Genomic DNA, 19,704 nt, shown 5'->3' on the forward strand with positions numbered 1-19,704 from the left:
CGTCCTGGAGTATTTGCTCATGTCCTGACGATAGCGCCGCGGAATCCTCGGCTTATGCCTATCTGCGGAAGCCCCACGCGGCGGTTATTCGTCCCCGGTAGAATTAGAAAGGTTTCAAATGGCTGCCAAGGCGCTGTCCTTTGACGTAGGTGATTATGTTGTTTACCCCAAGCACGGCGTAGGTCGCGTCGTCGAACTGCAAAAGGAGCAGATCGCGGGCATGGAATTGGAGCTGTATGTGCTCCGGTTCGAAAAGGAGCGCATGACGCTTCGCGTGCCGACCAACAAGGCCGAAGGGGTCGGCATGCGCAAGCTGTCGTCGAACAAGACCCTGGAAGAAGCTATCGAGACGCTCAAGGGCAAGCCGAAGGTGAAGCGCACCATGTGGTCGCGCCGCGCGCAGGAATATGAAGCGAAGATCAATTCGGGCGACCTGGTGTCGATCGCCGAAGTGACGCGCGACCTGTTCCGTGCGGACGATCAGCCCGAGCAGAGCTATTCGGAGCGGCAGATTTTCGAAGCCGCGTCGAGCCGACTCGCTCGCGAACTGGCCGCGATGGAAGAAACCGACGAGCCGAGCGCGCTGCAGAAGATCCTGCGCATCCTGAACGAAGCCGCACCCAAATATGTGAAGGTGGAAGGCTGAACCGATATCCACCGGGCTGGTAACGGCAGGTTGAAATGAAAAAGGGCGTCCCATGCGGGGCGCCCTCTTTTATTTCATCCCTGGCCCGGTCATCCCGGCCCGGCTGGCTGACGCTGATTAGTCGCTCGTGGTGGAGCCGGCCGCATCCTTGGCCGCGTCACCCACGTCGCTGGCGGCCTGACCGACCTGAGTGGCCGCGCCCTCTATCGCGCTGTCCTTGCTCGTCTCGCTGCTGATCAGGAAAAAGGCAGCTATCGCCACCACGACCACCAGCAACAATATTGCGATCGCCGTGCCGCCACCGCCGCGCTTTTCAATCACCGTGGTCGTCGTCGCCGGACGCTCCTGATAATCGGCCATGAATGTCCTCCTCCATCGTTACGCCACCCGCACGAATAATGCTCTGCGGCGATGGGGGTTCCTGACCGGCGAGGACGGGCATTTCAGTTTTGTGCGCGAGAGGCGCAGAGTCGATCGAGCGTTAGGTCTGAGATTTCATGCAGCCGTTCGCCCTGAACCTGTCGAAGGGCGGGGGCTTAAACCTTCGCTCGCCCTTTTCGCTCAACTCCGCGCCACAAATGCGCCTTTCGTCCGGTCCTTAACCACCTGGTCAGCGCGAAACACCGAGCCGCTCATGGTGATATAGACGCCTGGCCCTGCCGTCTGAACTGTGGCGAAAGCCATGCCGAGGTTAAAGCTGGCGTCGCTTTCGCCGAAGCGCGCGGGGGCCAGGGCGCCGACCAGCACGATGGTCTTGCCGCGAAGGTCGCCCAGCATCGCCGCCGTGTCCGTCATCGTATCGGTGCCATGGGTGATGACGATGTGGCTTTCAGGCGCGGCGGCGGCGCGCTCGCGGATCAGGGCGCGGTCTGCGTCGTCCAGTTCAAGACTATCCTTGCGCGTGACTTCTTCTATGCGGAAGGGCCGCTTGACCCGTGCGATGTCGAGCAGCTTCGCCATCACCGTTTCGCCGACCTGATAGTCGGACAGCGCGTCGAAGTAGATCTTGTCGATCGTGCCGCCGGTGGTGAGGATGAGGATGGGCGTGTCGGCGGGCAGCATGGCAGGCTCCGGGGATGGAGAGGTTCAAGCTGGCAATCTAGCCCGACAGGAATGGCCCGTCAGCCCCCGCGCGCCATTTCCTCACCCCGGTCGCGGGCCGCCCGCAGCGTATCGGTGAGCAGCTTGCACAGCCGGTCATCGGCATCCAGCACGTTAAGCCCCTCACGGGTCATGCCGCCCGGACTCGCCACACGGTCGGCCAGGATGGCGGGGCTGTCGCTTGCCTGCGCGACCATGTTGGCAGAGCCTTGCACCGTGGCCAGCGCCATGCGGGCGGCCTGATCGGCAGGAAGGCCAATCGCTTCCCCCGCACGCGCGAGTGCATCGACGAAGCGGAACAGGAAGGCAGGGCCGCATCCTGACAGGGCCGTCACTTCATTGAACAGCGCTTCGTCGGCGATCCATTCGGCCAGGCCAAGCGGGGCGATCAGCGCGGCGATGGCGGCGCGGTCTGCCGGGGAACTGTCGGACTCCGCATGAAGGGCGGTGACCCCCTGCCCCAGCCCGACGGGCAGATTGGGCATGGCGCGGACGATCTGTCCGGCGTTGGGGAATTGTCGGCGCAATTCGGCCAGCGGCGTGCCCGCAAGGATCGAGATGAGCGTCGTTTCACCGCCGCACAGAGGAGCCAGCGCCTGCGCGACCTCGCCCAATTGATAGGGCTTCATGCCGAGCAGCACGGTCGCCCCGCGGGGGAGGGCGGCGGGATAGCTGGTGACCACCTGAACCCCCTCCGCGACCGGGCGGCCGCTGGGACGCAGGACGGTGACGCGCGCGGGGGCCAAGCCGCAGGCCAGCCAGCGGGTAAGCATCTGCCCGGCCATATTGCCGCAGCCGACAAGGAACAGGTGGTCGGGCCAGGGTTCGGTCATGGAAAAGTGCCTCAGGCTTCGCCGCGCGTTTCGATGAGGCTGGCGGAAATCGCTTCGGTCGGGCTTTTTCCGCCCCACAGGACGAACTGGAACACGGGATAGAAGCGTTCGCATTCGTCGATGGCGGTTTCGACCAGCACCTGCGCCTGATCGAGCGTCAGAACCCCGCCCGCGCCCAGCAGCGCGCCGTGGCGGAACAGGATGATGCCGCTGGACGACCAAAGCTCAAAATGGCCGAGCCAGAGCTGTTCGTTGATGAGGCCCAGCGTTTCGTAGATGGCGGGACGCTTTTCATCCGTCACGCGGATGTCGGGGAGGGCCAGCAATTGCAGCACCTGATCCTCGTCCCGCCAGATGCCGCGCAGTTCATATTGCGCCCAGCTACCCTGGGTGCTGGCGACGATCTCATCCTCACCAACCTGATCGAAACTCCAGCCATTCGCCTCAAAATAGGCGGCCAGCATATCGATCGGCGCGGCTTCCTGGCCGCCATTTTCATATTCGTCGCTGTCCATCATCTGCTGGCCATAGAGCATTTCCCGGCGGCAGGGAAACCGTGCGAATCGGGAAAACGCGTCAACCCGGCGCTTCGTTGCAGAAATTAAACGGTCAGCGTCGGCGACCCTTAGTCGGTCGGGGCCGCCCCGCCTTTGGGCGAGCGCACCGTCTTGGTGACAGGTTCAGACGACCTGCCCTCCAGCGCGTCGATCCGGGCTTTCAGCAGTTCGACCTCTTCGCGGGCCGCCGCCGCCAGCGCCTTTACCGCGTCAAATTCATCGCGGCTGACGAAGTCCATGCCGCCGATCCATTCCTTCGCCTTTTCACGGGCATTGGCTTCAAATTCCCGGCTCATGCCCGCAACCGTTCCAGCGGCGCCATTCACCAGCTTGGCGAGGTCGTCGAAAAGGCGGTTTTCGCTCTGCATGTCCTATATCCTTGATTACCGGCGCGCGAGGGATGCGCCATGAGAGTCATATCTGGGTCTTGAGCGCGGGCGCGACAAGGGTCTCCGCATCGGGATTGAGACGGCCGATCTCATAATTAAGGACCGATGCAAAGCCCAGCCATGCGAGATAGGGCAGCAGCAGCAGCCCCGCCATGCGGCGAATGCGCCAGAAAAGAAACGCCGTCGCCGCCACCACGACCAGCAGCAGGAGGATAAGCGCGAACGCATTGTCCACCTGATGCGCGCGAAAAAAGAGTGGCGACCAGGCGAGGTTGAGCAGCAGTTGAACAAGGAACAGGAAAATGGCCACGCCCCGGCCCCGCGCGCCACGGGCATGAATGACCATCGCCAGCGCCAGCCCCATAAGGATGTACAGGATCGTCCAGGCGACGCCGAACGCCCAGCCCGGCGGCATGAAGTCCGGCTTTACCAATGCGTCGAACCAGCGATTGCCATAGCCGCTGTTGGCGAGCCTGCCGGACAGGAAGCCCAGGAACACAATCGCCGGGACGGTGACAAGCGCCCAGCGGAGGTAAGCCAGGCGTAACTGACCCGGGGACGCGATCTCGTTCATCGTCGGCGCAGCTCCACTAATCCTCACTCGGCGGCTTCGGGCGAATCCTTAAGAGCCGTGTCAAGCCGCCGTCCCACGGTTTGCGGTGAAACGGTTCGTCCCGCAACCCGCGAATACAGAATAGGGATGAGGAATAGCGTAATCAGCGTCGCCAGCGAGACGCCGAACACCACCACCACGCCAATCGACTGGCGCGCAGCCCCCCCGCCCCGCCGCGAAGGACCAACGGCATGGCGCCGATGACCGTGGCGATAGAGGTCATCAGGATCGGGCGCAGGCGGCGGGCGGCGGCCTGCCGAATGGCATCGGCGATCTCCAGCCCTTCGTCCCGCAACTGGTTGGCGAACTCTACGATCAGGATGCCGTTCTTTGCCGCCAGCCCGACCAGCATGACGATGCCGATCTGGCTGTAGAGATTCACCGACCCGCCGGTCAGCGCCAGCCCCAGCACGCCGCCCGCGACGGCCAGCGGCACGGTCGCGATAATGACGCCAGGGTGGATGAAGCTTTCAAACTGCGCGGCCAGCAGCAGGTAGACGATGACGATAGTGAGGCCGAACACCAGCCATATCGCTCCCCCGGTTTCCCGCAGCGACTGGCTTTCCCCGCGATAGCCCAGGGCGAGCACCTCAGGCGACTGGCGTGCCTGCGTTTCCAGATAGGAAAGCGCCTCGCCCAGCGAGTAGCCGGGCGCAAGCGCCGCAGTCAGCGTGATGGAGCGCAGCTTGTTGAAGCGATTGAGCTGGCGCGGCCCGGCGACTTCACGGACCGAAACCACCGCCGACAGCGGCACCAGCTGTCCTGTACGGGTGCGCACCTGGATGCGTTCAAGATCAGCCTTGGTCTGCCGCCCTTCCCGTTCGGCCTGGACCAGCACGCGATATTCCTCGCCACGGTCGACGTAGGTGGTGACGCGGCGCGACCCCAGCAGCGTTTGCAGCGCCTGGCTGATGTCGTTCGCCGACACGCCAAGGTCGCCCGCGCGCTGCTGGTCCACCTCGATCCGCATCTGCGGCTTGGTTTCCTTGTAATCGCTGTCGAGGTTGATGAGGCCCGGATTGCTGGCCGCAGCCGCCATGATCCGGTCGCGCGCGGCGACCAGCCCTCCATAGGTTGACCCGGCAAGGACCAGGTTGACCGGCAGGCCCCTGCCCCGGCCCAACCCGGATCGCGGAGCGACATTGCCGCGCACGCCGGTCTGGTTGGCAAGCACCCTGTTGATGGTGTCGGCCACTTCCGCCGTGGTGATGCTGCGTTCTTCCCATGGCCGCAGGAAGGCGATGATGTTGCCGCCGTTGAAATCGTCGCTCGCGCCGAAACCGGCTGGCGTGCGCATGTTCAGCACTTTGAGCCGGCCGTCCTTCAGCAGCGGCTGAAGATCATCCTCAATGCCGCGCATATAGTCCTTCATCCGGTCAAAGCCGGTGCCTTCGGGCGCGGCGACCTGGCCATCCACCACGCCGGTATCTTCGGCTGGCGCAAGTTCGTTGGGCAGCGTCATGAAAAGCGCGCCCGCCGCGCCAAGGAACAGGACCAGCGGGACCAGCGCCACGGCGGGACGGCGCAGCACCCGGTCTAGCAGGCGCGCATAGCCGGACTCGAGCCGCTGGAACCGGTCATCGACCCAGCGCGCCAGCCGCCCGCGTTCGGTGTGGCGCAGCAGCTTGGAACAGAGCATCGGCGCGAGGCTGAGCGATATGAAGCCGGAAAAGGCGATGGCGGCGATCATGGCGATCGCAAGTTCGCGGAAGAGCAGCCCTGTCTGCCCGGCGAGGAACATCACCGGCACGAACACCGCGCAGACGACCAGGGTGGTCGAGATGATCGCGAAGCCGACCTGCCGCGTCCCAAGATAGGCCGCCAGCAGCGGATCTTCGCCCTGTTCGATCCGGTGATAGACATTTTCCAGCACGACGATGGCGTCATCGACCACCAGACCGATGGCCAGCACAAAGGCCAGCAGGGTCAGCAGATTGATCGACAGCCCCAGCAGCCACATCACCGCGCAGGTGGCGAGAAGGCAGATCGGCACGGTGATGGAAGGAATGATGGTCGCACGCAGCGAGCCGAGGAAAAGGAAGATGACCAGAATGACGAGGATCGCGGCTTCCAGCAGCGTGTCATAGACCTTTTCGATCGCGCGGCTGATGAAGAGGGATTCGTCCGAGCCGATATTGACGCTCATCCCCGGCGGCAGGTCGGGCTTCAATTCCTCGATCAGCGCCTTGGCGCGTTCTGCGACCTCCAGCGTATTGGCGCCCGATTGCCGGACTATGCCAACGCCGATGCCCGTGGCCCCGTTCGAGCGGAAGGAGGTATAGGGATTTTCCGCCCCCTCCTCGATCCGCGCGACATCCCCCAGCTTCACCTGATAGCCATCCTCCCCCGTCCGACGACGAGCTGCGCAAATGTTTCGGGGGTGGAAAAGGCGCGCTCGACACGCAGGGTCTGGTTCTGATCCTTCGATTCAAAGCGTCCCGCGGGCAGTTCGACATTCTGCGCGCGCAGGGCGTTTTCGATGTCGGCAGGCGTCAGGCTGAACGCTGCCAGCTTTTCAGCGTTCAGCCAGATACGGGTGGAGGGCCGCTCTTCCTGACCGCCGTTGACGCGCGCAACGCCATCAATGGCGGAAAAGCGGTCGATGACGTTCCGGTCGAGATAGTCGGCGATCTGGGTCGGGGTCCAGCCGGGCCGGGTGAATACGATATACAGGATGGAGCGTGCGTCGGCGTCCACCTTGCGGATTTCAGGCGCCAACGCATCTTCGGGCAGGTCTTCGGTGACGGAACCCACGCGGTCGCGCACGTCATTGGCGGCCGAATCAATATCGCGCGAAGGATCAAATTCGATGCTGATCGCCGATGTGCCGTCCCGCGACGTCGAACTGATGGTCTGAATGCCCTGCACGCCTGCAACGGCGTCTTCGATCAGCTGCGTGATGCGCGTTTCAACAACAGAGGCCGCAGCGCCGGTGTAACTGGTTTCGACCGAAACTATCGGCGGATCGGTGTCGGGATATTCGCGGACCGACAGGCTGAGATAACCGACCACGCCGACGATGCACAGCAGGACGGCGATGACCGCCGCGAAGACCGGGCGGCGGACGGAGATGTCGGAAAGCTGCACCGCGCGCGCTCCCTATGCGCCGGTCGCGGAACGGTCCGCCGTCTTCGCGGCCGGTCCGTTTCTGTCGCCGGGCAGTCGCACAGGCACGCCATCGGTCAGCTTGACGACGCCTTCCGTCACCACCCTCGCGCCGGGCTTTACCCCGTTCAGGATTTCAACCAGGCCATTTTGCCGGATGCCGGTGTCGACCTCGATCCGCTTCGCCTTGCCATTTTCGACAAGGAACAGGAAACGATCCTCCCCATCCCCGACCAGCGCCAGTTCGGGCACGGCGAGCGACTGGCGCTGGCGAGACATGACGCGCACGGTCAGCAGCATGCCGGGCTTCAGCGCCCGATCGGGATTGGGCAGGATCGCGCGCACCCTGACGGCGCGGGTCGCCGGGTCGATCACTGGGTCGATGGTGGAAATGGAGCCGGTGAAGGGACGGTCGGGATAAGCGGATGAAACCGCCCTGATCGGCTGCCCCTCGCGGATCATCGACAGGCGCGTTTCAGGCACCGTGAAGTCCAGCTTTATCCGGGAAATGTCGCTGACGGTGGCAATCGGCGTCCCCGCCGAGACGATCGCGCCCGGCGACACCGTGCGCAGGCTGACCCAGCCGGCAAATGGAGCGCGGATGACCCTGTCCCCGATCGAGGCGCGGGCAAGTTGCGCATTTGCGCGGGCGGAACCGGCTGCGGCGACCTGCTGATCCAGGCTGGCGGTGGTGGCGAAGCCGCGTTTCTTGAGCGCCTCTATCCGTTCAAGCTGCTGGGTCGCCTGCAATGCCTGCGCCTCGGCGGCGGCCAGTTCGGCCCGTTCCTGTCCCACCGCCAGTTCGGCGATCACCTGGCCACGGTTGACGAAGCCGCCATCGGTGAAGTTGATCGATGTGATCCGCTCAGTCACCGGGGCGGATAATATCACCTGTTCATTGGCGAGCGCGGTGCCCACCGCTTCCAGATCGTCGGTGAAGGTCGCAAGCCGGATCGGCGCAGCTTCGACCAAGGCGGGCGGGCGCGCTTTTTGCTCCTTTTCCGCGGCGCAACCGGAGAATGTCAGCAGAAAAAGACCAAGGATCGGGAATGGGCGCATATGGAAGGGCTATCGGGCCTTTGCGAGCGATACAACTGGGGCATTTGTCGCGAAATGTAACTGCACCGGGAATAACGAATGCAGCCGGATTATCCACCAAGCGCGGCGTGGATCAAAAACTCTATATTGCCCTGTGGGCCAGTGATCGGACTGGTCGTCATGCCGTTGACGGTCCAACCCTGCCCGGTCAGCCATGCGCCGACTTCTTCGCACACGCGGGCGTGGATGGCCGGGTCGCGCACGACGCCGCCCTTGCCCACTTCTTCACGGCCCGCCTCAAACTGCGGTTTGATGAGCGCGACCAGATGCGCGCCCGGCCGGGCGAAGCTGATCGGCCGCTCCAGCACCTTGGCCAGCGAGATGAAGCTGGCGTCGCACACGATGATATCGATAGCTTCGGGAATGTGGGCGTCGGTGAGGATGCGCGCGCTCGTCTGTTCATGGACGATGACGCGGGGGTCGGACCGCAGCTTCCAGGCAAGCTGGTTGGTGCCGCTGTCCACCGCATAGACGCGCGCCGCCCCCTTCGTCAGCAGTACATCGGTGAAGCCGCCGGTCGAGCTGCCGACATCCATGGCGGTCATGCCGGTGACGTCCAGCGCGAAATGGTCGATGGCGTGGGCGAGCTTTATGCCGCCGCGCGAGACCCAGGGATGGTCGCGCCCCTTTACATCCAGTTCGGCGTCCGACGCGACCTGCTGGCCCGCCTTGTCAATCTTGCGGTCGCCCAGAAAGACGAGACCGGCGAGGATCAGCGCCTGCGCCCGCGCACGGCTTTCGGCGAGGCCTCGGTCCACAAGCAGCTGATCTGCCCGCACCTTCGCCATCAGCGCACCAGCGCCGTTAGGGTGGAAACCGTCAATAGCTGCGGCAATGTCTGCGGCTGCTGTTGCGGCGCATACCAGAGATAAAGCGGGACGCCCGACCGGCCCTGCGCCTCAAGGAAACGGGTGATCGCGGGATCGGCATTGGTCCAGTCGCCTACCATCACCGTCACGCCCGCCTTGGCGAAGGCCTCGCGCGTTTCGGCGCGGTCGATCGCAGCCGCCTCATTCGCCTTGCAGGTCAGGCACCAGTCGGCGGTGAAATAGAGAAAGACCGGCTTTCCCGCAGCGCGCAGGCTGGCGAGCCGGGCTTCGTCGAACGGCGTTGATCCATCCTCCCCCTGCGCTACGCTGGCGGCGCGAGCGGGCAGCAGGGCCATCCCCGCGCCCAGCAGCAGCAGCGAGAGCAGCCCGACGATGCGCCCGCCGCGCTTGCCCCGATGCTGGCGGATCCCCAGCCACCAGAGCAGCAAGGCGAGAAGCAGCGCCGTGGCGAGGCCGATGGTCATCGCCGGGACGCCGCGCTGCTGGCCCAACAGCCAAAGCAAACCGACCGCCGTCAGGAACATCGGCACGGAAAGGACCTTCTGAAACGTCCCCATCCAGGGGCCGGGACGCGGCAAGCGGGCGCGCAGCGCGGGGACATAAGCGAGCAGGAGGAAGGGGAGCGCAAGACCGAAACCCAGCCCTGCAAACAGCGCCAGCGCCGCAGCGACTGGCAGCACCAGCGCGGCCCCCATCGCCGCGCCCATGAAGGGACCGGTGCAGGGCGTCGCGACAAAGGCGACCAGCGCCCCTGTCCAGAATGCGCCCGCAACGCCCGCCTTGCCCGCCAGCTTTTCGCCGCCGCCAAAGGCGCTGAGTTCAAAGAGCCCGGCGAGGTTGAAGGCGACAGCGGTGACCAGCAGCAGCAGCAAGAGGATGACGCGCGGGTCCTGCAACTGGAAGGCCCAGCCGACCGCGACCCCCGCCGTCCTGACCCCAAGCAGCAAGGCGCCCAGCGCGAGGCAGGTGAGGATGACCCCCGCGACATAGGCAAGCGCCTCCCGCCGCACGCTGCGTTCATCGCCGCCCGCCCGCGCGAGCTTGAGCGCCTTCAGTCCCAGTATCGGGAAGACGCAAGGCATGATGTTGAGCAGCAACCCGCCAAGAATGGCGCCGCCCAGTGCGACCAATGTCGTCAACAGCAGGCCCTGTGCCGGAGCGTCCACTGCGCCGGGAGCGGCCGTGAGCAGAAAGCCGACATGATCGCCAGTGCGCAACACCGCCTGCACCGGGCCGCCCTTCATGGGCTGGGCCGCATCGGTCTCGATGAGCAAACGGTCGCCATGGCGGCTGACGGTCTGGGGCGCGGCGTAGCGGGCCAGACCCTCTTCAAGAGGGAAAAGATGGACGTCGTCCGCCGCAGCATCCGCCGGAAAGGGAACCGACAGCCGCAGCTTGCCGTCGATGACCGCATAGCTGGCCCGGCTGCCGAGAGGCCTTGGCAGATGCGCGCGCCAGCCATCGAAGCGCGCCAGCGCGCCAGCCGTCACCGCGCCATCGCCCGCCACGAGATCGAGTGAGATTTCCGCGCTTTCCGGCACGCAGATCTTGTCGGTGCAGGCGAGCCACTCCGCATGGCCGCTTATGGGCAGTCGCGTTCCGACGGCCACGTCCGGCGCGACGGTCAGGGGCGCCAGGATGGCATAGGGGCCTTCATAGACATGGTTCATCAGGCCGGAAATCAGCAGCGTTTCGGGCACGGGATAGCGCAGCTGTCCTATGCTGACGCCCTTGGGCAGAACCCATTTGACGGTCATGCCCAGCCCTGCGTCGCCCGGATTTTGCCAATAGCCGTGCCAGCCCGATTCCGGCGTCATGGCAAAGGCGATGCTGGTGGTCCGGCCCGGCGCTGGCGCGGCGCTTTCCGACACCAGTTGCGCGGCGATATGCGGCGCGCCGGTTCCAAACGCGCCTTGCGCGTAGGCGGCGGGCGCGAACAAGAGCGCAAGCGTCATCAGAAGGACATGGAAATTCCGCATCGGGCCTCTTGTTCGGGTGAATGAAAGCGGGCTAGGTCTGCCCGCTCCCGCCGTCAAGGCATCAGAAGGGGCAGTATATATGTTGAAGAAGGCGATCGCCGCCTTGCTGCTGGCAGCGCCGCTGCCCGCACTCGCCCAACCCGCGGCCAGCACGGTCCCGGCTGCCGTGCAGCCCCGGCTGATCATCGCCATTTCGGTCGATCAATTTTCCGCGGACCTGTTCAACCAATATCGCCCCTTTTACAGCGGCGGCCTGAAACGCCTGAGCGAAGGCGCTGTGTTCCCGCGCGGCTATCAAAGCCACGCCGCGACCGAAACATGCCCCGGCCACAGCACCATATTGACCGGCAGCCGCCCATCACGCACCGGGATCATCGCCAATAGCTGGATGGATCTGAACGTGGCGCGCGCCAACAAGACGATCTACTGCGCCGAGGATGAAAGCCAGCCGGGCGGCGGCGCATCCGGCTATGTCGCCTCTCCCGTGCATCTGCGCGTGCCGACGCTGGGGCAGCGGATGAAGGCGGCCAATCCGGCGGCGCGCGTGGTGGCCGTCGCGGGCAAGGACCGCGCGGCGATCATGATGGCCGGGGCCAATGCGGACCAGGTCTGGTGGCTCACTCCCAAGGGTTACGCCAGCTATCAAGACATTCCAGCGCCCCCGCTGGTGGAGCGGGTGAACCAGATTTTCGCGCAGCGGCTGGCCGCGCCCAATCCCGGATTTGACCTGCCGCCACAGTGCGCGGCCAAGGATATTGCCGTCAGTACCGGGCCGGGGAAGACAGTTGGCACCGGCCGCTTCGCGCGGCCAGCCGGCAATTTCCACGCCTTCCGCACATCGCCGGAGCAGGACGCGCTGACGCTGGCCTTTGCCGCAGCCACAATCGAAAGCATGGGATTGGGCAAGCAGCCGCAGACGGACATTCTTTCCATCGGGCTGTCCGCGATGGATCTGATCGGCCACGCCTATGGCAATGAAGGCACGGAAAGCTGCATCCAGATCGATCGGATCGACCGCGAACTGGGCGCCTTTTTCGATCAACTGGACCGGCAGGAAATCGACTATGTCGTCATGCTGACCGCCGATCATGGCGGCCACGACCTGCCTGAACGGCATCGCCAGAACGCAATGCCGATGCAACAGCGGGTGGACCGGGCGCTGACGCCGCGCGCCTTGTCCGAAGCGGTCGCTGCAAAGACCGGCATCGGCAGCAAGGACCTGGTCCGGGGCGATGGCCCATCGGGCGATCTGTATTTCAGCCTCGACCTGACCCGCGCCCAGCGCGCCAGGGTCGAAACGGCCACGCTGGCGCTGCTGCGGGCGCATCCCCAGGTGGAAGCCGTGTTTACCAAAGCCCAGATTGCGGCCGCGCCTTCCCCTTCCGGTCCGCCCGAAAACTGGTCCCTGCTGGAAAAAGCCCGCGCCAGCTTCGACGCTGAACGGTCCGGCGACCTGCTCCTGCTGCTGAAATCCCATGTCACGCCAATCGCCGATCCCGCCCATGGTTTCGTTGCGACCCATGGATCGCCGTGGGACGGGGATCGCCGGGTGCCGATCCTGTTCTGGCGCAAGGGGATGCGGCATTTCGAACAGCCGCTGGGGGTGGAAACGGCGGACATCATGCCGACCCTGGCCGCGCTCATTGACCTGCCGGTGCCCCGCGACGAGATTGACGGGCGATGCCTGGACCTGATTGCCGGGGAAGGCGACAGTTGCAGAGGGAATTAGGCTAACGGGTGCCGCCTAAGCCTCAACATCCGTTCGCCCTGAGCTTGTCGAAGGGCGCTAAGAGTGGGCTTCGACAAGCTCAGCCCGAACGGATGTGGGAGGTTGCGATGTCACACAGTAGCGCAACCGCTCTCAAATATTCTCCGCAAAGCCGTCGCGCAGGCCGTGAACCCTGTGCGGCGCGGAGACTTCCACCCGGCTGGTCACTTCATATTGCGCCTTTGCCTGGCGCACATTGCTGTCGGCAGGCACGCTGTCGGTCAACCAGACATTGCCGCCGATCACTGACCGGCTGCCGATGATGATGCGCCCCAATATGGTGGCGCCTGCGTAGATGACGACGTCATCCTCGATGATCGGGTGGCGGGGCAGCGCCTTTTCAAGCGCCCCCTTCTCGTCGGCGGGGAAGCTGCGCGCGCCCAGCGTCACGCCCTGATACAGCCGCACCCGGTTCCCCACGATCGCGGTTTCGCCGATGACGACGCCCGTGCCATGGTCGATGAAGAAGCTGTGACCGATCCGCGCGCCGGGATGGATGTCGATCCCGGTCTGCGAATGGGCGATTTCGGAAGTGATCCGCGCGACCAGCGGCGCGCCAAGATCATACAGCCGGTGTGCCAGCCGGTGGTGGATGATCGCCAGCATCGAGGGGTAGCAGATCAGCACCTCGTCCATGCTGCGGGCGGCTGGATCGCCCAGGAATGCGGCCTCCACATCGCTGTCGAGCAGTTCGCGCACACTGGGCAGGCTTTCGGCGAAAGCGCCGATGATGCGCGCCGCCTCCGCATCGATTTCAGCCGGTGCGCGGTCATGCATGGCGTAAAGCAGTTCAAGGCGGATCTGCCGGTAAAGCCGGCTGAGCGCGGTCTGAAGGGTTTCGGCCACGAACGCATCTTCATTATGGACGCGAATGGTATTGGGGCCGAGGCGCAGTGGAAACAGAGCGCCGCACAGCGCATGCGTAATTTTCATGAGGCTGGCGCGTGAAGGGAATCCTTCCGCACCATATTCGGCGTGATGCTGCTGCGCCTGCCGCCAACGGCTGCGAACCGCGCCCAGATCGCTCACCAGCCGGCCGATGTCCCAATAGCCGTCCAGAACCTGATCTTCGCCTTCGCCGTCCGTCATACATGCCTCTTCTTCAACGGGAGCCGGGCATAGACCAGCTTGGCAAGAGCTATAAACGACTTTTGCTTGGACCCTGACAGTTTCTCTTTTGTCAGCGCAGGGAAACGGCTCCGCGCTTTTTTTCGGGCGCGGCGGGCTGTGGCAATCGGATTTCGACGCGCAATCCGCCCTCTGGCCGGTTGGCGAGCGTCAAAGTCCCGTCCTCCTGATCCACCGCCTTGGCGACGATGGCCAGACCCAGGCCCAGCCCGCGCGTGTTCCGTTGCCTCGCCTGATCCAGTCGCGCGAAAGGCCTCAACACTTCTTCCAGCTTGTCTTCGGGGATGCCCGGCCCGTCGTCATCGACACGGATAAGCACCTCGCCACTCCGCCGCTCGACGCTGACTTCGGCGCGCTGGCCGTAATGCAGGGCGTTTTCGACAAGATTGATGACTGCGCGACGAAGCAGCATCGGATGGGCATTTATTTCCAGATGATCCGGGCCATCATAGGTGACATCCGCATCCTGATCCTGAAAGGCGTCGACGACCGTCGCCACGGTCACCGCAATGTCGGTGCGCACCGAAGGTTCGCCATTTTTCTCACCGCCCAGAAAAGCCAGCAGGGAGTCGATCATCGCCTCCATCTCGGCCAGGTCGCCGCTCATCGCGTCCCTGGCTTCCACATCGGCCAGCCCTTCCAGACGAAGCTGCAAACGGGAAAGCGGGGTGCGCAGGTCATGCCCCACGGCCGCCAGCGTTTCGGTGCGTTCGGTTATCAGCCGGTGGATGCGTTTCTGCATCGCGTTGAACGCGCGGATAAGGTCGCGCACATCGCTGGTGCCGCCTTCCTCGACGATCACCTCATCGCTAAGGCCGATATGCTCGGTCGCCTTTTTAAGATCGCGGAGCGGGGCCAGCGTCCGGCGGATCAGCATGGCCCCGGCCACCATCAGCGCGACGAGCGGGAAAAGAGCCAGGCCCATCCGCCCGATGGTGAAGGTCCATTGCCCTTCGGTATGGCGCATGCCGAAATAGAGCCAGCTTTTGTCCGGCAATTGCAATCCGCCATTGATTTGCGACACGCGGCCGGGGGAAGCCAGTCGCAACCACAGGTTCGATTGCTCCAGGCTGGGTTCCCAGGTGACGATCTGACGCCGCATCCGCTGCAGTTCAGGGGCCAATGGCGGCGGCGGCGGCGAGGACGGCGTCCAATGAACGTCATAGCGGTCGGTGGTAAGCTGGATCGACATCGCATGCCGCTCTGCCGGCGGTTGCTCCGCCAACAGCTTCCTGGCGATGACGAGATGCTCGGCCAGCCGCCGCGCCTCGTCATCCTGTAGCGAAAGATGGCCCGCACGCTCGTAGATCAGGGTGCCGACCGCGAATTCCAGAGTGAGCGTCAACAGCAGGATCGCCAGGAGCCGGCCCACCAGGCCAACCGACCGGCTGACATGAAGCCTCAAGCGCGGCTGACCTCTGCATTGAACATATAGCCGACGCCCCGCACGGTCGTAATCGGCGCGGTCCTGCCCTCAAGGGACAGCTTGCGGCGCAGGCGGCTGACCAGCACATCGATACTGCGATCAGAGCTGTCACCCATGCGCGTGCGCGACAGTTCGATCAGACGCTCGCGGGCGATGACGCGCTGCGGGTGGCTGAGGAAAGAGCCAAGCAGGTCGAATTCCGCACCCGTGAGATCCACGATGGCGCCGGTGGGAGAGCGCAGTTCGCGGCGCGGAAAGTTGACGACCCAGCCGTCGAACCGCGCTTCATTTTCCCGATGCTCGTCAGGCCCGCGCTCAACGCCGACGCGGCGCAGGATCGCGCGGATCCGGGCGATCAGCTCGCGCGTGCCAAAAGGCTTTGGAAGATAATCGTCCGCGCCCAGTTCCAGACCGACGATGCGATCGGTCTCGCTGCCCTTGGCACTGATGAAGATGATGGGAACGTCGCTCTTGCGACGGATCTGGCGGCAAAGATCGATGCCGTTGGTGCCAGGAAGCATGACATCGAGCACAACGAGGTCAACCGGGCCAGCGTCGAACGCGACCCACATTTCGGGACCGGACGATGCGGGCCGGACCTGATAGCCATGTTCCTGAAGCGCCCGCGCCGTCAAAGTGCGCAGTGGCGGGTCATCTTCTACCAGAATGATCGTGGGTGCGGTCATCCCAGGAAGTTCACGCGGCGAAATGGGCTCATGTGTCGCGGGATAAGGGTCACTGGATGAAGGGTCAACCAGACGTTACCACAGAAACGCATTGAGACGGGATCAGCAACGCTTTGTCATCCTGCGGACAATTTTCGGGATTGCAGCAAGAGTGTGATGCCGGGCCCGGCGAACCGGGCCCGGCATTACCGGATCAGAACGCTGCGGTCAGCGAGAATACGACCTGGCCGCGAGCAATCGACTGGCCGAAGCCCTTACCGTCGTTGACCATGAAGTTCGGACGGATGTAGTTTTCCTCGACGCGAGCGATGTCGGTATCGACATAGGCGATACCCGCGGTCAGCGGCGTGCCGGGGATGGCGACGTCCGCGCCCACCAGCCAGTCGAGATACTTGCCGGTCGGCGCGATCGAGGTGCCGTTCGGGCCAAGACCGGGGTTGCCGTTCGACCAGCCGAGGTGCGCCTTCAGCGTGACGGGGGTGTTGGGCACCGAACCGCTGATGTCGCCCCAGATGTACAGATTGTCTTCCTTGTCACCCGGATTGAAGATCGTGCAGGCCGCGTCGCTGCATACGTTGCCCAGCGCTTCCTGCTTGGGAGCATAGGCAACGCCCAGCAGACCCTTGACCGGACCCAGCTGGCTCGACAGCTTCACATAAGGTTCGGCGAAGTCGGTCGTGTCCGCACCCGACGGGTACATGTACCAGGTCAGGCCGACGTCCAGCGTCGCGCCGCCCAGCGGAACGGCATAACCGGCGAACAGGTCGAGTTCCATGTTGGCGCCGCCGAAACGACCCCAGCCGCCCAGGTTCGAACCCCAGGCGCCTGCATAGAGGCCGCTTTCATGCGTGGCGGTGATGCCGCCCTGAATGGCCATGCCCTTGTCGGTCTGCGAAACGCCGCGGAAGCGATAGTCAGAAACCAGCGCGACGCTACCCGACACGGTGACGGGACCTTCGGCTTCTTCCTGGGCAAATGCCGGCGCGCTCGACATCAGGGCGAGGGCAGCACAGGCGATTTGATATTTCATGAAACATTCCCCTTTTTTGGTAAGAATGTTCCGTCCTGCGTCCACACTGGCTCAACGATCTGTCTGTCGTCGATTACCGGCGGATTGAGCACACATTATTATGCTGCGGCGCAAAGCGATACGGTTTTTACCGCAAGTGCGAAGGTAAAATCCAACCGTGCCATGAAAGCCACACTAAGTTTCTATATGAATGCTATATATTGCTATTATGTTTCTCACTAGCACTAGGCAAAAATAGAGCCGCCGCGCCATCGGGACTGGCGCGGCGGCTCACGTCGCCTGGAGGGGGTGGGGTCAGGCGGCGAGGTTGCGAAGTCGTCCGGTTGCGCCCGACAGTTCGACGGTTGCGCCCGTATTGCGCCTGCGGTCGATCCACTCCCGCACCATCTCGGCGCATGTATGGTCGATATGGAGCAGGCGCTCGACATTCAGGATGACCGAGCGTTCAGCGGGAACCGATTCCAGCCTGGCCGATAATTTGGGCAGGGTCAGGAAGGTGGCGGTGCCATGCAACGCGACTTCATGCGCATCGTCGCGATGATCTTCGTCCAGGCGCAGACCCAGGCGGCGCGCATGAGGAAGAAGTTCAAGCAATGACAGGCCGATGCCCACCAGCACACCGGTCAGCAGATCAGTGGTCACGACCATGATCAGAGTCGCCGCCCACACCACCGCCGGAAGCGGGCCGTAGCGATGCAGCAGGTGCTTCACATGATCCACGCTGACCAGCCGTACGCCGGTCACGACCAATATGCCCGCCAGAGCGGCCATCGGGATTTCGCGCAGCAACCAGGGAAGCAGGGCGACAAAGCCCAATATCCAGATGCCGTGCAGGATCGCCGACAGACGCGTCTTTGCGCCCGCCTGGACGTTGGCGGAACTGCGGACGATCACGCCGGTCATCGGCAACGCGCCCGCAAAGCCGCAAAGCAGGTTGCCCACGCCCTGCGCGCTCAATTCGCGATTATAGTTGGTGCGCACGCCGTCATGCATCCGATCGACCGCCGCCGCCGACAGCAGCGTTTCAGCGCTGGCGATGAAAGCGATGGCGATTGCGGTGGTCAGAATGGTCGGGTTCATCAACTGCTGGATCAGCCCCTGTTCGGGCAATGACACGGCCGCGACGATGGATTCCGGCACCACGACACGGGCCACCGGCAAGCCGAGGACAAAGGCCACGAGCGTCGCCAGCACCACGCCGACAAGGGCGCCCGGCAGGAGCTTCAACGCCGCGGGCCGAAATTTTTCCCAGCCCAGCATGCCGCCGATGGTGACAAGACCAATGGCGAAGGCGGTCGCGGCGTCCTGGTTGCTGAGGCCGAAAATCTGGCCGGGCATCGCCATCAGGTTGGCAAGGCCGCTGGATAGCGGCTTGTCATCGAACAACACATGGAACTGGCCAACCACGATCAGCACGCCGATGCCGGCGAGCATGCCATGGACGACCGCAGGCGAAATGGCGCGGAACCAGCCGCCGACCCTCATCAGGCCCGCGACGACCTGAATCGCGCCCGCCAGGATCAGGATCGGGCCAAGGGCGGAGAGCCCCTGTTCCCGCACGATTTCAAAGACGATGACGGCAAGGCCCGCGGCCGGGCCGCTGACCTGCAGCGGCGAACCGGCCAGCATGCCGACGACGATGCCGCCGATGATGCCGGTAATCAGTCCCTTTTCCGGTGGCACGCCGGACGCGACGGCAATGCCCATGCAAAGAGGCATCGCCACCAGGAACACGACGATGGAGGCGGTGAGGTCGCGGCTGAACGTGCCGCCGGAAAGAGCTTTCAACATAGGTTACTCCGCCGCCTGCGCGTAAATGGCTTCAGCAGCGAGGCGGCGGCCATGGGGCAGCGCGATCGGCATGGGCTGACCTTCCCTGAGCGGCAGGAAGCGGCCGGTTTCGCCGTCGAGGCCCAGCACCTGGCCAGCATGAATGTCCACATACCAGCCATGCAGCGCAATTTCGCCGCGGGCGATGCCCGACGCAACCGACGGATGCGTGCGCAGGTGCGCCAGCTGCGTGACGACATTTTCCAGCGCCATGTTGCGGAGCTTTTCAGCGTCGCTGAGGTCATCGGGATAGCTTTCGCGACACACCTTCTGCGCCGCGTGGCTGTGCCGCAACCATGCAGCAACATTTGGCATGGCTGTCAGGTCGGCATTGGTGGACAGCGCCTTCATCGCGCCACAGTCGCTGTGGCCGCATACGATGATGTCGCGTACGCCCAGCACCATGACCGCATATTCAACGGTCGAAGTGACGCCGCCATTCTGGGTGGCATGGGGAGGCACGATGTTGCCCGCGTTGCGGCAAACGAACAGATCGCCCGGCTGCGCCTGCATGATATGTTCGGGCACGATGCGGGAATCGGCGCAGGAAATCATCAACGCCTTGGGGCTTTGGCCATCGCTGGCCAGCTGATTGTAGAGCGCGCTCTCGTTCGGGAAGACTTTTGTCTCGAAGCTGAACACGCGACCAATAAGCTCGTTCATGGCTTCTCGCTCCTTCTGGTTT

At 64.1% G+C, this 19,704-nt stretch carries 17 protein-coding genes and 1 pseudogene; 2 read left to right on the plus strand and 16 right to left on the minus strand.

The annotated features are described in order from the left end of the window. Positions 1-118 precede the first annotated feature (118 nt). Positions 119-646, plus strand: coding sequence for a CarD family transcriptional regulator (locus B6S01_RS03845; protein WP_037461812.1), 528 nt, complete (start codon positions 119-121; stop codon positions 644-646). Positions 647-763: 117 nt separating this feature from the next. Here the strand turns inward: B6S01_RS03845 and B6S01_RS03850 are convergent, their stop codons facing one another. From B6S01_RS03850 to B6S01_RS03895, 10 genes and pseudogenes are all read right to left on the minus strand, one after another. After that, the gene (locus tag B6S01_RS03850; protein WP_037461810.1) at positions 764-1,006 is read right to left on the minus strand and encodes a hypothetical protein; all 243 of its coding nucleotides are present in this window, start codon (positions 1,004-1,006) and stop codon (positions 764-766) included. A 201-nt stretch (positions 1,007-1,207) separates the two neighbouring features. Continuing rightward, positions 1,208-1,708 carry an asparaginase domain-containing protein gene (locus tag B6S01_RS03855; RefSeq protein ID WP_037461807.1) on the minus strand — a complete coding sequence of 167 codons (501 nt, stop codon included), beginning with the start codon at positions 1,706-1,708 and terminating at the stop codon, positions 1,208-1,210. A 59-nt stretch (positions 1,709-1,767) separates the two neighbouring features. Next, positions 1,768-2,580, minus strand: coding sequence for a pyrroline-5-carboxylate reductase (proC, locus tag B6S01_RS03860; protein WP_037461804.1), 813 nt, complete (start codon positions 2,578-2,580; stop codon positions 1,768-1,770). 11 nt (positions 2,581-2,591) lie between these two features. Further along, positions 2,592-3,098 carry a type III secretion system chaperone family protein gene (locus B6S01_RS03865; protein WP_037462322.1) on the minus strand — a complete coding sequence of 169 codons (507 nt, stop codon included), beginning with the start codon at positions 3,096-3,098 and terminating at the stop codon, positions 2,592-2,594. 107 nt (positions 3,099-3,205) lie between these two features. Then, complete coding sequence (locus B6S01_RS03870; RefSeq protein ID WP_037461801.1) at positions 3,206-3,505, minus strand: accessory factor UbiK family protein; 300 nt, start codon at positions 3,503-3,505, stop codon at positions 3,206-3,208. 46 nt (positions 3,506-3,551) lie between these two features. Beyond that, on the minus strand, positions 3,552-4,100 hold the full coding sequence (locus tag B6S01_RS03875) for a TspO/MBR family protein (protein ID WP_037461800.1): 549 nt from the start codon (positions 4,098-4,100) through the stop codon (positions 3,552-3,554). A 23-nt stretch (positions 4,101-4,123) separates the two neighbouring features. Beyond that, positions 4,124-7,226, minus strand: a pseudogene (locus tag B6S01_RS03880) (efflux RND transporter permease subunit). 12 nt (positions 7,227-7,238) lie between these two features. Then, positions 7,239-8,303, minus strand: a complete 1,065-nt coding sequence (locus B6S01_RS03885; RefSeq protein WP_037461796.1) for an efflux RND transporter periplasmic adaptor subunit — start codon at positions 8,301-8,303, stop codon at positions 7,239-7,241. Between the two features lie 89 nt (positions 8,304-8,392). After that, complete coding sequence (locus B6S01_RS03890; RefSeq protein ID WP_037461793.1) at positions 8,393-9,130, minus strand: TlyA family RNA methyltransferase; 738 nt, start codon at positions 9,128-9,130, stop codon at positions 8,393-8,395. After that, positions 9,130-11,151 carry a protein-disulfide reductase DsbD family protein gene (locus tag B6S01_RS03895; protein ID WP_037461790.1) on the minus strand — a complete coding sequence of 674 codons (2,022 nt, stop codon included), beginning with the start codon at positions 11,149-11,151 and terminating at the stop codon, positions 9,130-9,132. Before B6S01_RS03895 ends, B6S01_RS03890 begins: the two co-directional genes overlap by 1 nt. 79 nt (positions 11,152-11,230) lie before the next feature. Here B6S01_RS03895 and B6S01_RS03900 point away from each other — a divergent pair, with 79 nt between their 5' ends. After that, positions 11,231-12,880, plus strand: a complete 1,650-nt coding sequence (locus tag B6S01_RS03900) for an alkaline phosphatase family protein (protein ID WP_037461789.1) — start codon at positions 11,231-11,233, stop codon at positions 12,878-12,880. A 132-nt stretch (positions 12,881-13,012) separates the two neighbouring features. On the opposite strand, the gene epsC is transcribed toward B6S01_RS03900, so the two are convergent. From epsC to B6S01_RS03930, 6 genes are all read right to left on the minus strand, one after another. Beyond that, positions 13,013-14,008, minus strand: a complete 996-nt coding sequence (gene epsC / locus B6S01_RS03905) for a serine O-acetyltransferase EpsC (protein ID WP_037461787.1) — start codon at positions 14,006-14,008, stop codon at positions 13,013-13,015. Positions 14,009-14,099: 91 nt separating this feature from the next. Further along, a complete protein-coding gene (locus B6S01_RS03910) occupies positions 14,100-15,452 on the minus strand; it encodes an ATP-binding protein (protein WP_037461784.1) in 1,353 nt (450 codons plus the stop codon). Next, a complete protein-coding gene (locus B6S01_RS03915) occupies positions 15,449-16,159 on the minus strand; it encodes a response regulator (RefSeq protein WP_037461781.1) in 711 nt (236 codons plus the stop codon). The genes B6S01_RS03910 and B6S01_RS03915 overlap by 4 nt, the downstream gene beginning before the upstream one ends. A 193-nt stretch (positions 16,160-16,352) precedes the next feature. Next, the gene (locus tag B6S01_RS03920; protein WP_037461778.1) at positions 16,353-17,189 is read right to left on the minus strand and encodes a TorF family putative porin; all 837 of its coding nucleotides are present in this window, start codon (positions 17,187-17,189) and stop codon (positions 16,353-16,355) included. Positions 17,190-17,483: 294 nt separating this feature from the next. Further along, positions 17,484-18,980: a SulP family inorganic anion transporter gene (locus B6S01_RS03925; protein ID WP_037461776.1), complete on the minus strand. Its 1,497-nt coding sequence runs from the start codon at positions 18,978-18,980 to the stop codon at positions 17,484-17,486. 3 nt (positions 18,981-18,983) lie between these two features. After that, positions 18,984-19,682, minus strand: a complete 699-nt coding sequence (locus B6S01_RS03930) for a carbonic anhydrase (RefSeq protein WP_037461773.1) — start codon at positions 19,680-19,682, stop codon at positions 18,984-18,986. Positions 19,683-19,704: the final 22 nt, after the last annotated feature.

It is taken from the genome of Sphingobium herbicidovorans (genome assembly GCF_002080435.1).
Lineage (GTDB): Bacteria > Pseudomonadota > Alphaproteobacteria > Sphingomonadales > Sphingomonadaceae > Sphingobium > Sphingobium herbicidovorans.

Bases quoted from the DNA above. Each gene is read 5' to 3' on its own strand.
- B6S01_RS03845 (WP_037461812.1), top strand. From the start codon at position 119: ATGGCTGCCAAGGCGCTGTCCTTTGACGTAGGTGATTATGTTGTTTAC.
- B6S01_RS03850 (WP_037461810.1), bottom strand. From the start codon at position 1,006: ATGGCCGATTATCAGGAGCGTCCGGCGACGACGACCACGGTGATTGAA.
- B6S01_RS03855 (WP_037461807.1), bottom strand. From the start codon at position 1,708: ATGCTGCCCGCCGACACGCCCATCCTCATCCTCACCACCGGCGGCACG.
- proC (WP_037461804.1), bottom strand. From the start codon at position 2,580: ATGACCGAACCCTGGCCCGACCACCTGTTCCTTGTCGGCTGCGGCAAT.
- B6S01_RS03865 (WP_037462322.1), bottom strand. From the start codon at position 3,098: ATGATGGACAGCGACGAATATGAAAATGGCGGCCAGGAAGCCGCGCCG.
- B6S01_RS03870 (WP_037461801.1), bottom strand. From the start codon at position 3,505: ATGCAGAGCGAAAACCGCCTTTTCGACGACCTCGCCAAGCTGGTGAAT.
- B6S01_RS03875 (WP_037461800.1), bottom strand. From the start codon at position 4,100: ATGAACGAGATCGCGTCCCCGGGTCAGTTACGCCTGGCTTACCTCCGC.
- B6S01_RS03885 (WP_037461796.1), bottom strand. From the start codon at position 8,303: ATGCGCCCATTCCCGATCCTTGGTCTTTTTCTGCTGACATTCTCCGGT.
- B6S01_RS03890 (WP_037461793.1), bottom strand. From the start codon at position 9,130: ATGGCGAAGGTGCGGGCAGATCAGCTGCTTGTGGACCGAGGCCTCGCC.
- B6S01_RS03895 (WP_037461790.1), bottom strand. From the start codon at position 11,151: ATGCGGAATTTCCATGTCCTTCTGATGACGCTTGCGCTCTTGTTCGCG.
- B6S01_RS03900 (WP_037461789.1), top strand. From the start codon at position 11,231: ATGTTGAAGAAGGCGATCGCCGCCTTGCTGCTGGCAGCGCCGCTGCCC.
- epsC (WP_037461787.1), bottom strand. From the start codon at position 14,008: ATGACGGACGGCGAAGGCGAAGATCAGGTTCTGGACGGCTATTGGGAC.
- B6S01_RS03915 (WP_037461781.1), bottom strand. From the start codon at position 16,159: ATGACCGCACCCACGATCATTCTGGTAGAAGATGACCCGCCACTGCGC.
- B6S01_RS03920 (WP_037461778.1), bottom strand. From the start codon at position 17,189: ATGAAATATCAAATCGCCTGTGCTGCCCTCGCCCTGATGTCGAGCGCG.
- B6S01_RS03925 (WP_037461776.1), bottom strand. From the start codon at position 18,980: ATGTTGAAAGCTCTTTCCGGCGGCACGTTCAGCCGCGACCTCACCGCC.
- B6S01_RS03930 (WP_037461773.1), bottom strand. From the start codon at position 19,682: ATGAACGAGCTTATTGGTCGCGTGTTCAGCTTCGAGACAAAAGTCTTC.